The organism is Photobacterium sp. HL06, from assembly GCF_059552575.1.
Map to the genome: position 1 here is coordinate 1,901,362 of NZ_CM183914.1, position 12,363 is coordinate 1,913,724.

Here is a 12,363-nt window from a genome sequence, read left to right on the forward strand (position 1 = left end):
AAGCTCAATACTGTTTTTAGCTATGTCCTAACTTAGTTTAAGGGTTATTTTAAAGGCTTTTTGGAAATGGGAACCATAATATGGCGATAGGGAGTATCTTTCCACATGATATAAGGGCCGCCAGCGCTTGGATCATCACTTAATCCAGTAAGCAGCTCTTCCGGCACGATGATCATCAAGTGTGCGCCCATTTCGACATAATCATCGGCCTTTTTGGGATCTGAGTGGTAAGGGTCAGAGTTACTGACACCTGCACCGAGGTCACCCTGTAACATGTATGAGATGCCGATACGATCTGCCTTAAAGTCTTTCTTGTTGACCATTGCATCCAACATCTTCATCCATAGTGGGTCATTACACATTGGCATACCATCATCAGGGAACGTATTTGGCAAACAGATCCAGCCATTGGTACCCTTGACAACTACTTTGCCATTGATAACAACGGTAGCATTGTCACTGATTTCTGCAGGCGCTGCTGATTTTGCTCTTGCGATAAGTGCATCGACATCATCTTCTGCTGTTGCACTGTTCATTATTCCGCTAGAGCAGACTATTGCAGCAAAACATAACTTGGTGATTAATTGTTTAACCATTGTTATTTCTCCACTACTTCTGCGTTTGACACGGTTGTGTCTATGCAAAGCTTCTAGAAGGCCACATAAAGTATAGGAGGTGATGGGAAATTATAGCGAAAGAGGGATAGTCGAGCGGATGTATGAGACACTCGTTAGACAATGAAGTGCCTGTATGGCCAACTTTGATGATTGAAATTGATTGATCAAGTCATCGGGTCGCAAGAAAAGAACCATTGAGGGAATAATGATGAAGTTAAAACCTGCGCTGATAAGTATTGCGATGCTATTACCATTTTCAATATTAGGTGCACATTCATACGCAGCGCCGTCAGATCAAACTCCGGATACGTTCTTTTCTCTTTCTGAGATAAAAGAAGCAGGTAAACAAGAGTTGGCGCCAGTAACGTTTATCAAGGCGAGTGACGATACAAGCCTGGCTTACCGGGCATACCTTCCGCAGCAAGCTAAAGCGGTAGTGGTTTTCTATCATGGAGCTGGTGCTCATAGTGGCCTGTCGTACAACCACCTTGGTGTCGGATTACGTGATGAGTTTGATATTGCCGTCTACATGCCAGATCTTAGGGGGCATGGCAGCTCAGGAGGAGAGCGGGGAGATGCTCCAAGCGAAGAGCAAGTTTGGGCAGACATAAATACCGTGGTGAAGCAGGCTCGTCGCCATTATCCCCATTTGCCTATTTTTGTAGGCGGGCATTCCGGAGGTGCAGGCCTGGCACTGAACTACTCGAGCTGGGATCAAAGATCTGCTGTTGATGGTTATGTGTTTCTCGCGCCGTACTTTGGCTTTAGATCTGAAACCAACTATGACGATAATAAAAAGGACAGGTTTGAATTTTCTACCGTCAACAAATCAGACTTTATTCTGAATGCAATGAGTGGAGGGCTGTTCTTTGGGCACTCGAAAGCGATTACCTTCCATTTCCCCCAGAGTGTCTTAGAGCAGAATCCTGAAATTGTAACGTTCAATACTGTCAATATGTCTAATTCAGTAACACCGCACTCACCGGATACCCAATTGTCAGAATTACAGCAGTTTGGTCTGTGGATAGGAGAGCAGGATGAAGCTTTTGACCCGCAAAAGGTCATTAAATTTGCTGAGAAAAACAGCAGTGAAAGTGCTAGCAAAGAGATCGCAATGATCGATGGTGAGAATCATTTTTCGATTATATTGAGAGGTGCGCAGTCTATAGGGGCTTGGGTAACTCGACGTGTCGAGCAAAGCGGAAAAGATCATTAATACCAGTCGACTTATCCAGATTGGTATATACCCAAACTACCTCAAGATGCTCGTTTCAGCGAGAATGACTGGGTTGGTAGGCAAGGCGCTGATTTGAAGACATAGTGGTTTTACGTTAAAAAGCAGCAACACAGCATACCAGCCCAGTCAACTCGCCCTTCGGGAGTGATTCAGCAAGCCCATTTCAGTGTCAAATGACGTAAAAATGGGCCCACCATTCCTGCCGTCATTTTCCTTGAACTGGACATGCTGATATCACTCTGAATCCTGCATCTTGAAGTAGCTTGGGTATAATTGCCATGCCTAATAAAATGCCGACACAGAGGTCGGCATTTTCGGATTCTTGCTTTGTCAGCCAGGTTAAGCGGCTAATAGTGCAGTAAAGTCATCTTTACGTTGGTTAAAGCGGCTAACCAGATCATCAATATCGTTTTGGCAGTAAGGCTTGAGGCCGCTCATCACCATGCGTTTACGACCAGTGCCAACAACTTCGCCATTCTCTTTAAAGCAGAATTTCAGGGTGACGCTGCCGCGCTTGCCGTCTACATCAATCTCAGAGCCAGTTAGTTCAACGGTTGGCGCTGTAATGTCAAGGCGCTCAAAATCCAGCTCCATGCTTTCATAGATAACCAGAGGACGTGCCGGGTTAATCATAATCTGCTTGGATTCCATCAGTGGAACCATGATGTGAGGAAAGTTCATGCCTGAGAACTGAACATAGCTTTTGGTTACTTGCTCAATCAATTCCTGGTTGGTGGTGGTGTCACCATCACGGATGATATGTAGGTATTCTTTCCCGTTGCCGTCAATCATAGAAAGGTCGGTATCCGATTTCTGATCAACACTAATAGCTACGCCATCATTGATCATACCAGCAAATTCGAAACGCATTTTCTGGCTCAAGCCTGCTTTGGAGAGAATAACAGAAAACAGCAGGTCACCCGGAACACAGAAACGTTTGTTATCTTCATCATGAATAGGATTGAAGTCCCCAGCGATTTTTTTCGCAAAATGGCTGGCTTGTTCACGTGTGAATGAAAATTCACCGTTCTGTTCAGAGTAATACGATTCTAAAAACATGCTTAACTTATGAATACCTTAGTTAATCAAACTGTCAGCTATTCTACATGAGAAGTTCATAATAGATGGTCTAGCCAGTGAAAGCACAGTAGTGCTTGACTGTTCGATGGAAAAAATATAGGCCTAACTGTATGAATAACAATACACTTTAAGCTCTATTGGCTAATTAAGTGTTCATTATAGCCTGTATTTTTGGGTATTCATGCATTTTGCATATATTCATTAAGCTAATGGGGTTACAGCTTGTGGCCTTGATAGACCATGGAAAAGTTCTTGTTCTTAAATACAGAGACTAACTCAGTTGGAAAAAACAAAATGTTATCAAGCTCATTGAGTGGTACCCACTCGTAACCTATTTGATCCGGGTCGAGTTTACTTGCCTCACAGATAAAGTCAGGAGACTTGCCCTCGACAAAAATTTCCAGCTGGTGGAAGTGCTTGGGAAGATATGGGGTAGGATGGCGATCGGAAATCAGATCCCTGATGCATAACACATCACCCATTTGTGCCTGTATACCGACTTCTTCCATCAGCTCACGATGAAAGGCATCTTCCAGTGTTTCACCATGCTCTACACCACCGCCTGGAGTGATATACCAGAACCCTCTGTCATCTTGATGTTTGCACAGCAGAATGTGATCTTGGCGATAAAACACTGCACGAACGGATAAGCGAGGTCCCATAAGATGTCCTTTTTTGGTGTCTGATCATTGATTTGACAAATGTGTGATAAAAAATATGACATTTTTGATGAAACGGGAAGCATAATTATGTAAGATTCCTCCCGCAAAAAATAATAGCGAAGCAAAGTAATCGTTTGTTTTGACTAATAAAAAAGAATTATCTGGCTAGGGTTACTTTATCTGAGCGTTAAATATAAGTACAAAATATGTACGAATAATCATCTTCTAGACGTGTAGAAGCTCAGGAAAATAAAGTAGCACGGAAGCTGCAAAAAAAAGCACTCAGTAAACGGTGGGTTTCTACCGTTTTCTGAGTGCTAATTAATGCAGCGATTAAGTAAAGAGTTTCAGGATCAGATGCGGCCCTGAAGCGGAATCACTCTCACCGTCTCTCCAATTTCAACATTTGGCTGTTCAGGAACAATTTCAATCAGACAGTTGGCTTCGCTCATCGAGCGAAGGATCCCAGAACCTTGTTTCCCCGTAGATTTTACCGATAATCGGCCGTTGGCATCTAAGCTATAGGTACCTCGGCTGTATTCTGTGCGTCCTGGGCGAGAGCGCAGTTTTTCTGTTGCTACTGCGTTGAATACTAAAGGCTGCCAGTTATCCATTCCCTGAAGTTTGCGAATAGCGGGCTCAACGAACTGCAGGAAAGTCACCATGACAGCGACCGGGTTGCCAGGCAGACCGAAGAAAGGAGTCTGTTGGATTTGGCCAAAAGCCAGCGGGCGCCCCGGGCGCATGTTAATCCGCCAGAAGTTAATCTTGCCAAGCTTGTCTAACACGGTTTTGATGTAGTCGGCATCACCAACGGAAACACCACCGGAAGAAAGGATAAGATCGGCTTGCTGACTGGCTTGTTGCAGAGTCGCTTCCAGCGCTGCTTCACTGTCTTCAATAATTCCGAGATCAATGACTTCACAGCCGATTTGGGTCAGCATTGAGAGTAGGGTGTAACGGTTAGAGTCGTAGATACAATTTGGTTTTTGCGCTTCACCCGGGTGCTGCACTTCATCACCGGTTGAAAAAATCGCAACCTTCACTGCTTGGTTAATGGTAATTGTATCAACACCCAGCGAGGCAACCATACCCAGTTCTGGGGCTGTGATTTGTGTCCCTGCGGCAACTGCTGTTTGGCCAATGGCTAAGTCTTCACCGGCCTGGCGGACATTTTGTCCAGGCTTGATGCCAGCACTATTGGTATCAAAAGTGACGATGTCACCTTCTTGGCGTGCTTGCTCCCGCATGATAACGGTATCGGCATTGGCGGGCACCGGGGCTCCAGTCATGATGCGAACAGCCTGTCCAGGCTCAAGAGGTTGGTCATAACAATGGCCTGCTAGCACTTCCGCCACAACCTGGTAGCCGTCGCGGTTAAGGTCATCACCCCGGATAGCATAACCATCCATAGCCGAGTTGGTGTGCTGCGGCACATTTACAGGAGACAAAATGCCATCTGAGACAATTTGTCCCAATGCCTGTTTTAGCGGGACATTTACTTTATTGGCTGGTGGGACGATTTGTTCCAGTATGAGTGTACGGCCTTCATCAACTGACATCATCTCCGATGAGTTAATGTCGCTGCAGCTTAGGCTTTCTGGTTTGCCGCTAGTGTTCTCTTTTGCAAACTGGACAACAAAATCAGTAAGCTGATCAAGATTGTTGATATCAAGCTGAGGTAAGTCAGTATCAGCCTTAATGTTTGCTGCAACTGCGATGATATTCTTGTCTTCAGGGTGGAGCCACGGTTTGCCGATTTCTTCCCGGTGAAGTTCAATTTTTGGAAAATCGAGTTTTTTAAATCCTTCGACCAGGATCAAATCGAGCTGTGTCTGATCCAGTTGAGCAATGAGCTGGGGCAGGCTAGCCTCTTCCTCTGGTGTTTCAGTAACAAGTGCTCGGCGATAGCGAGATGAGATAAGCATTTGGCCAGCACCTGCTTTACGTAAGCGATAGCTGTCTTTGCCTTCTTTGTCTATATCGAAATTATGGTGGGCATGCTTGATCACGGCAACACGGATCCCTCGCTCGACCAGCTTGGGTAACATTGCTTCAAGCAGTGTCGTTTTACCGGTACCGCTCCAGGCTGCAAAGCCTAACAGGGGCAGGGAGGCATAAATTTGATTCATAGTTCCTGTCCAAATTGTTGTAGTTCTTCTGGGGTATTCAGATTAACGAAGGCATTGGGCTGATCACTAAAGTCAACGGTGATCATATTGCACTGTTTATAAAGCAGAATAATCTTGCGATCGCCGTTTTCAAGAAAGCGTTCAAGTTTAGGTAGAATACGTCTGTTGAGTAAAGTCACGACTGGCTGAATATGCTCGCCATCATGAGCAACGGCAATATCGGTATCTTCATGGCAAGCGGCGGCCATGCGAGAAACGAGATCCTTAGGCAGCTGCGGGCAGTCACAAGGCACAAAGCCAATCCACTCATCGTTTAAGTAGTGCAAGGCCGCGTGCATGCCGCCAAGCGGGCCGGGGTAGTCTTGGATATTATCGCCAAATACGGTGCCATAGGTTTGGTAGCGGGCTTGATTGCGGTTGGCATTGATTGTTATTGCCGATGTTTGTGGTTTGAGGGTATCAATGACATGTTCGATCATTGCCCGGCCAGCTAATTCCACCAGTCCTTTGTCGTTTCCCCCCATACGGCTGGCTTGTCCACCAGCCAGGATCACCCAGCTTGTATTTTCAGGCATAGGCATATTCATTCTTGTCCTCGTCGACGAGCTGTAGGTCTGCCCGTTCTACTAATTGTGTGTTGGTAATGGTCCACTGACGGCGACATAAGGCCGTCAGGGCATTTTTCTGATGGCTGGTGATCACCAGGCTGGTACCTCGGTCGAGCAAATCTTCAGCCAGCACAACCTGTCTTTCGATAGACTCTTGATCAAGGCTGGCACTGGATTCGTCCATGAGTAAAACGCCCGGCTTTAATACCCAGGCCCGTGCCATTGCCACCCGTTGGCGCTCGCCACCAGAAAGAACCGAGATATGTTCATCGGCTAAGGTTTCCAACCCTACCATACGCAGGGCATTGATGGCTTCTGTTCGTCGCACCTGGCGGTTACTAATGGTGAATTTCAGGCCATAACACACATTATCGAAAACAGTGCCATCAAACATATACGGAGTTTGGTGCATATAAATCACACCGCCGTGGGTTTGTCCGCGGAACAGCTTCGACAGCCAGGACTTTTGTTGCAAATTTACTTTGCCCGTCGTTGGTTTTTGCAGGCCGGACAGGACCTTGAGCAGGGTGGTTTTGCCTACACCGTTGTCGCCGCTAAGATAAATGGCTTCTTTGGGGCCAATGCTGAGCTGAGGAATATGAAAAAGCAGTCGATCCCTGAAACGGATCGAGAGGTCATGAGCCTGAATTGAGATCTGTGACATCACCAGTTCCTCAGCTTAATTGGTACGCAAGTGGGCTTTGCCACGCGCAATAGATAGAAAAAAGTTCAATCCAAGTGCCAGTAGCAGTAGCACCATACCTAAGGCTACACCTTGTGCAAATGCCCCTTTTGAACTCTCCAGAGCGATTGCGGTTGGAATATTACGGGTTGAGTTTAAAATGTTACCACCAACCATCATAGAGCAACCTACCTCAGTGATAATCCGGCTAAAGGCGGCAATAACAGCAGCCAACAGTGGAAAACGGCTTTCCCACATTAGGCTGGCAAAGGCTCTTGGTAAGCTAGCACCTAACGTCAGTGACGTTTCCCACGCCCGGCGATCACTGTTCTGAAATGCGGCATGCATCATTGATACAAGGATCGGAAAACAGACTAAGATCTGGCCGAGTATCATTGCCTGTTGGGTAAACAGCATTTTCCAATCGCCCAGCGGGCCGGAGCGAGAGAGTAGCATATATAGCAACAAACCGATCACGACGGTTGGAATTGACTGGAATGTATTAAACAGAGACAGGATCAGCCAACGCCCTGGAAATTTACCATAGGCGAGGGCAAAACCAATCAGCAGTGCTGGCAATAGCACAATGCTTATTGCCAGCAGAGAGACTGAAAATGAAACACCAACAATACCCCATAGGGCAGAGTCACCGCTCAGCAATAGCTGAACGGCTTGTTGTGTGGTTTGCCAAATATCCATTTATTGAGCGATAGCATCCGCGACAAATAGCTGCTCGCCATGTCGCTGGTAGTTATTGATCATTGTCTGCGCTTTTGGGTTTACCAGCCAGTCGCTGAATGATTTCGCACCCTGGTAGTTGATGTCAGGGTAGCGGCTAGGGTTAACCAGGATAACCTGGTATGGGTTGAATAGACGCTTATCGCCTTCTACTACGATTTTTAGCTCTAGGTTGTTTTGATACGCAAGCCAAGTACCGCGGTCTGTCATGGTATAGCCCTGAAGCTCAGAAGCCATATTCAATGTTGGGCCCATACCCTGACCAACAGCTTTATAGCCGCCGAAGTTTGGTTCAATCTTAGTTTGTGCCCATAGGTTAAGCTCTTTCTTATGGGTACCCGAGTCGTCGCCGCGAGAAACAAAAGTGGCATTGTCAGAAGCAATTTGTGTCAGCGCATCCGTAACGTCTTTTTTGCCCTCAATTTTAGCAGGATCGGATTCCGGGCCAACAACAACAAAATCATTGTACATGAGTTTGCGAGGTAGCACGCCGTAGCCTTTTTCGACAAAGTTGGCTTCGGCTTTAGGTGCATGGGTCATCACCAAGTCAACATCGCCATTTTGTCCCATGCGCAACGATTTACCAGTGCCTGCTGCTAGTACTTCTACGTTGTAGCCGGTGTCTTTCTTAAATTCAGGCAGTAGGTAATCAAGCAGGCCAGAGTGATAGGTGCTGGTAGTCGTTGCTAGGCGAATGGTCATATTTTCCGCGGCCTGAACCGCGCTTGCAGAGGCCAAGCTGAGAATAACAAGAGTCGTTTTCAATAATTTCATAGGTCTTCCTGACTTAATGTCAATTAAGTTAATACGCATGTTGCAGATGCCGATTGAGGCAAACAATTCTGCTGAGTCTAAAGCAAATCAGGTGCCAAGTTTTTACACTAGGTGAGATTATCGCGTATTGACGCTGCAAATGAATGATTTAAAACAATTTTTGTGATCACAAGTGCAATCGAATTCATTTTTTCCATAAACAGTTTTGACATTGATGTTCAGGGTGGGACAAAATGTCTCATCCGTTAACCATAGTTAAAATAAACATTTATGTCTGAATCCGCTGCTTCTTCCTGGTCAGCTGTATCGGTGCTCGTTGTTGATGACGAGCCGGGTATGCGCGCGATCCTCAAAAAAGCCCTGAGTAAGAAATTTGCCCAGGTTGATACCGCTGGCAGTATTGAGGAGGCGGAAGAACTTCGCAAGCGTTGCCACTTTGATCTGCTCATTGTTGATATTAACTTACCTGGCCGTTCAGGGATCGAATGGCATGAAGCTTTTGACCCATCAACCCGCCGTAGCGATGTGATTTTTATGACGGGCTATGCGGATTTGGATACTGCGATACAGGCACTGCGTGCCGGTGCGTCAGATTTCATCTTGAAGCCATTTAACCTTGACCAAATGATGCAATCGGTGAACCGCTGTATCGAGCGGCGTTTAGTCGAAAGGCAGAATTTTGCCCTGCAGCGTGATGTAGAGCGAACCTATCCCGTCGACATTATCGGTGATGCGCAGCGAACATTGATGATGAAAAAAATGATTGCTCAGGTGGCCCCCTCACTGGCAGCTGTGTTGGTAGAAGGTGAATCCGGTACAGGCAAAGAGCTGGTTGCGCGAGCGCTTCACCAGCTGAGTAAACGTAGCGGACCTTTTGTGCCTTTGAACTGTGGGGCGATCGCACCTGATCTCCTAGAAAGTGAACTGTTTGGCCATGTGTCAGGGGCATTTACCGGAGCCAAAAAAGGACGGGAAGGCCTGTTTCGTGTCGCCAATAACGGTACCTTGTTTTTAGATGAAATTGGGGAAATGCCGCTTTCGATGCAGTCATCGTTATTGCGCGCCCTTGAACAGAAAGCAATCCGCCCTGTCGGTGCCGAACGTGAAGTGCAGGTCGACGTACGCATTGTGGCTGCAACCAACCGCAACCTGAAGCTGGAAGTCGAAGAAGGGCGCTTTCGCCGGGATTTGTACTATCGGTTGAACGTTCTGACCATCGAACTGCCTGCACTGCGAGACAGACTCGAAGATATTCCCGCATTGTCTCACCACTTTACCCAGCAACTGGCAAAAGACTTAGGTGTTAAGCCTGTTAACTGGACCCATGAAGATATTCAGTCCATGCAGGCCTATGATTGGCCGGGTAATATCCGTGAACTTCGTAACATGATGGAGCGGTGCCTGCTGCTAGGTAAGCCTCCGGCAGAGTATTGGCGAGAGTTGACGGGTGATCTGCCAATACAAGTGGGGGCGACAACCCCCGCGGATGCGCTGGCTGGTGCCGAAACACCTAGTGTCGCAGAACCACTGCTTTCTGCCCCAGATGGGCCTTGTAGGTGCAGTGAGGCTCAAAGTGAGGATACATTCTGTTACCCAACAAACTGGACGCTGAAAGAAGTAGAAAAAGCCCACATCATGCAGGTTGTTGACTCCCATGAGGGTAATAAGTCAGCAGCATCCAGGCAGCTTGGTGTCGCACGAAAAACACTTGAAAGAAAGTACAAAGACTGGGCTGACGAAAACGCCTAACAAGGAATACGCATAAGATGAAAAAGTTTTTGGCGATGTGGATCCGGCGTTTTCGTACCATGGCGCGCTATCGCTTGCTGATCCTGACCTCAGTACCGATCATTATTACCCTGCTGGCACTGATTGCGCTGACCATGTACTGGACCGTGATGTATACCTGGCAGAGCGCATTAAAAAACGTTAGGGCAGATCTTGCTGTTGCCCACCATAGTATGGAGTTGCTGCAGAAAGAGCAGAGAATGCGCTTGATGGCGTTGACGGAGTCTTACGACTTTCAGTATTTGCTCAGGAACGATGAGGGTAAGCTCAGTGACTGGGTTCGGCAGCAGGCAAACCGCTATGATCTGGACTTTGTTGTTCTTCATCCTGCATCTGCGCTAGGTGAGTTTTCCAAGGTAAACCGCCGTTTGTTAATGCGTGGCGAGGAGCAGACGTTTTTCCAGCAGCTTAACGAACAGGAACTGGATAATTTGCACTTTAATCTGCCGGCCAGAGCCCAGATCCCATTGCTTAGCGAAGGCGAGATTGAGTCAAAAGGGTTGGTTAGCAGGAGCTTGATCCCTATTTTTAACCAACAGAACAACCTGCAGTGGATTGTTGATGGGGGGATGCTGCTCAATAACAGTACGTCATTGGTCGATAGGATCCGAGACTTGGTTTATGCCGCAGATACCCTGCCGGAAGGCAGTATTGGTACTGTTACCTTATTTATGGATGATATTCGTGTTAGTACCAATGTCCCGTTAGACAGCGAGCAGCTCAACGGGCGGGCGATTGGCACCCGGGTATCGGATGAAGTTAAGCAGGCTGTATTACGGAAAGGGCAAACATGGGTAGATAGGGCCTATGTATACGATGACTGGTACGTTTCAGCCTATGAACCTCTGTACGATCATGATGGCCATATTATCGGAATGCTCTATACCGGTTATCTTGAATGGCCGCTGATCCGAATTTACCTGACAAATATCATTGAATTAGGGCTAGGTATTATCGGTGTGTTACTGATTTCCGGTGTTTTTGTGTATCGTGGGGCACGTGATTTATTCCGCCCGATAGAAAAGATCCACCAGGTTGTTAAAGCCGTACAGATTGGCCTGGACCGTCGAATTGGCTCATTGGAGCTGACACCCGATCATGAACTAGAAATACTGGGCAGACAGTTTGATAGTATGCTGGATCAGCTTCATCAGCGAAATGAAGTGATTAAACTCGCTTCAGTTGAATTGGAAGATAAAGTCAGGGCGCGAACCCAAAGTTTACGTGAAAAAACCGAGGAGCTTGAACAGCACATTAAGTTGCTCAATCAGGCGCGTAGCAAGCTGGTTACCAGTGAAAAACTGGCGGCATTGGGTGAGCTAACGGCAGGTATTGCCCATGAAATCAATAACCCAACTGCCGTCATACTGGGAAATGTAGAGTTACTGCAGTTTGAGTTGGGAGAGGATACCGAGCGCGTTAGCGAGGAGTTGGGAGCGATTCATGAACAAATAGATCGGATCCGAAATATCACTCGAAGCCTACTGCAATACAGTCGACAAGGTGGCGTGCAGGACGAGGTGACCTGGCAGCATTTAAACCCTATCGTTGAAGAAAGTTTGACCTTGGTTCGTTCGGGAACAAAGAAACACGCTATCCAGATTGAGGTGTGTTTAGAAGCAAAATGCTGTGTCGAGGTTAACCGTCATCAGTTATTGCAGGTACTCGTGAATCTGCAGATGAATGGTGTCCATGCAATGGATGAGGCTGGCTTGTTAGAAGTAACAACCGAAGACTGGATAAATGAGCAAAGTGAACCTATTGGCGCTGTGGTGCATATTAAAGATCATGGCAGTGGGATCAGCAAAGAGAATCTGGAACGTATCTTCAACCCGTTTTTTACCACGCGACGTAGTGGAACTGGTTTGGGGCTTTCAGTCAGCCAAGGCATCATTAGTGAAATAGGTGGTGAGATCTGTGTTCAGTCATCTCCTGGGAAAGGGGCGACATTCTCTGTCTATTTGCCGGAAAAAGCGACAAGTAGTAATGAACTTGAACTCGCCCTAGACGAGTAATACCCACTGAGATAATTAATAAGATATACT

General features: G+C 46.8%; 11 protein-coding genes. 3 read left to right on the forward strand and 8 right to left on the reverse strand.

Features of this window, described 5'->3' with window-relative positions; translation table 11 throughout:
- Positions 1–44: 44 nt before the first annotated feature.
- On the reverse strand, positions 45–596 hold the full coding sequence (locus AC51G0_RS08895; protein ID WP_496301693.1) for a hypothetical protein: 552 nt from the start codon (positions 594–596) through the stop codon (positions 45–47).
- 226 nt (positions 597–822) lie between these two features.
- On the opposite strand from AC51G0_RS08895, the gene AC51G0_RS08900 reads away from it, so the two are divergent.
- Positions 823–1,833, forward strand: coding sequence for an alpha/beta hydrolase (locus tag AC51G0_RS08900; protein ID WP_496301694.1), 1,011 nt, complete (start codon positions 823–825; stop codon positions 1,831–1,833).
- A gap of 360 nt (positions 1,834–2,193) precedes the next feature.
- Here AC51G0_RS08900 and AC51G0_RS08905 read toward each other — a convergent pair whose 3' ends face one another.
- From AC51G0_RS08905 to AC51G0_RS08935, 7 genes are all read right to left on the reverse strand, one after another.
- The gene (locus AC51G0_RS08905; protein WP_496301695.1) at positions 2,194–2,913 is read right to left on the reverse strand and encodes a DUF3581 domain-containing protein; all 720 of its coding nucleotides are present in this window, start codon (positions 2,911–2,913) and stop codon (positions 2,194–2,196) included.
- Positions 2,914–3,149: 236 nt separating this feature from the next.
- A complete protein-coding gene (locus AC51G0_RS08910) occupies positions 3,150–3,596 on the reverse strand; it encodes an NUDIX domain-containing protein (protein WP_496301696.1) in 447 nt (148 codons plus the stop codon).
- Positions 3,597–3,949: 353 nt separating this feature from the next.
- Positions 3,950–5,728 (reverse strand): bifunctional molybdopterin-guanine dinucleotide biosynthesis adaptor protein MobB/molybdopterin molybdotransferase MoeA, encoded by a 1,779-nt coding sequence (locus AC51G0_RS08915; RefSeq protein ID WP_496301697.1) that lies wholly within the window; start codon positions 5,726–5,728, stop codon positions 3,950–3,952.
- Positions 5,725–6,309, reverse strand: a complete 585-nt coding sequence (mobA, locus tag AC51G0_RS08920; protein WP_496301909.1) for a molybdenum cofactor guanylyltransferase MobA — start codon at positions 6,307–6,309, stop codon at positions 5,725–5,727. The genes AC51G0_RS08915 and mobA overlap by 4 nt, the downstream gene beginning before the upstream one ends.
- A complete protein-coding gene (locus AC51G0_RS08925) occupies positions 6,296–7,000 on the reverse strand; it encodes an ABC transporter ATP-binding protein (protein WP_496301698.1) in 705 nt (234 codons plus the stop codon). The genes mobA and AC51G0_RS08925 overlap by 14 nt, the downstream gene beginning before the upstream one ends.
- 15 nt (positions 7,001–7,015) lie before the next feature.
- Positions 7,016–7,717 carry an ABC transporter permease gene (locus AC51G0_RS08930; RefSeq protein ID WP_496301699.1) on the reverse strand — a complete coding sequence of 234 codons (702 nt, stop codon included), beginning with the start codon at positions 7,715–7,717 and terminating at the stop codon, positions 7,016–7,018.
- The gene (locus tag AC51G0_RS08935; protein WP_496301700.1) at positions 7,718–8,530 is read right to left on the reverse strand and encodes an ABC transporter substrate-binding protein; all 813 of its coding nucleotides are present in this window, start codon (positions 8,528–8,530) and stop codon (positions 7,718–7,720) included. It abuts the gene before it with no gap.
- A 270-nt stretch (positions 8,531–8,800) separates the two neighbouring features.
- Between AC51G0_RS08935 and AC51G0_RS08940 the strand changes: the two genes are divergently transcribed.
- Together AC51G0_RS08940 and AC51G0_RS08945 are read left to right on the forward strand one after the other, a co-directional pair.
- Positions 8,801–10,279, forward strand: coding sequence for a sigma-54-dependent transcriptional regulator (locus AC51G0_RS08940; protein ID WP_496301701.1), 1,479 nt, complete (start codon positions 8,801–8,803; stop codon positions 10,277–10,279).
- A 17-nt stretch (positions 10,280–10,296) separates the two neighbouring features.
- Positions 10,297–12,333 (forward strand): sensor histidine kinase, encoded by a 2,037-nt coding sequence (locus AC51G0_RS08945; RefSeq protein ID WP_496301702.1) that lies wholly within the window; start codon positions 10,297–10,299, stop codon positions 12,331–12,333.
- The last annotated feature ends 30 nt before the right edge of the window (positions 12,334–12,363 follow it).

Coding starts and splice junctions, on each gene's coding strand:
- AC51G0_RS08910 (WP_496301696.1), bottom strand. CDS start 3,596: ATGGGACCTCGCTTATCCGTTCGTGCAGTGTTTTATCGCCAAGATCAC.
- AC51G0_RS08905 (WP_496301695.1), bottom strand. CDS start 2,913: ATGTTTTTAGAATCGTATTACTCTGAACAGAACGGTGAATTTTCATTC.
- AC51G0_RS08915 (WP_496301697.1), bottom strand. CDS start 5,728: ATGAATCAAATTTATGCCTCCCTGCCCCTGTTAGGCTTTGCAGCCTGG.
- AC51G0_RS08935 (WP_496301700.1), bottom strand. CDS start 8,530: ATGAAATTATTGAAAACGACTCTTGTTATTCTCAGCTTGGCCTCTGCA.
- AC51G0_RS08895 (WP_496301693.1), bottom strand. CDS start 596: ATGGTTAAACAATTAATCACCAAGTTATGTTTTGCTGCAATAGTCTGC.
- AC51G0_RS08930 (WP_496301699.1), bottom strand. CDS start 7,717: ATGGATATTTGGCAAACCACACAACAAGCCGTTCAGCTATTGCTGAGC.
- AC51G0_RS08925 (WP_496301698.1), bottom strand. CDS start 7,000: ATGTCACAGATCTCAATTCAGGCTCATGACCTCTCGATCCGTTTCAGG.
- AC51G0_RS08945 (WP_496301702.1), top strand. CDS start 10,297: ATGAAAAAGTTTTTGGCGATGTGGATCCGGCGTTTTCGTACCATGGCG.
- AC51G0_RS08900 (WP_496301694.1), top strand. CDS start 823: ATGATGAAGTTAAAACCTGCGCTGATAAGTATTGCGATGCTATTACCA.
- AC51G0_RS08940 (WP_496301701.1), top strand. CDS start 8,801: ATGTCTGAATCCGCTGCTTCTTCCTGGTCAGCTGTATCGGTGCTCGTT.
- mobA (WP_496301909.1), bottom strand. CDS start 6,309: ATGCCTATGCCTGAAAATACAAGCTGGGTGATCCTGGCTGGTGGACAA.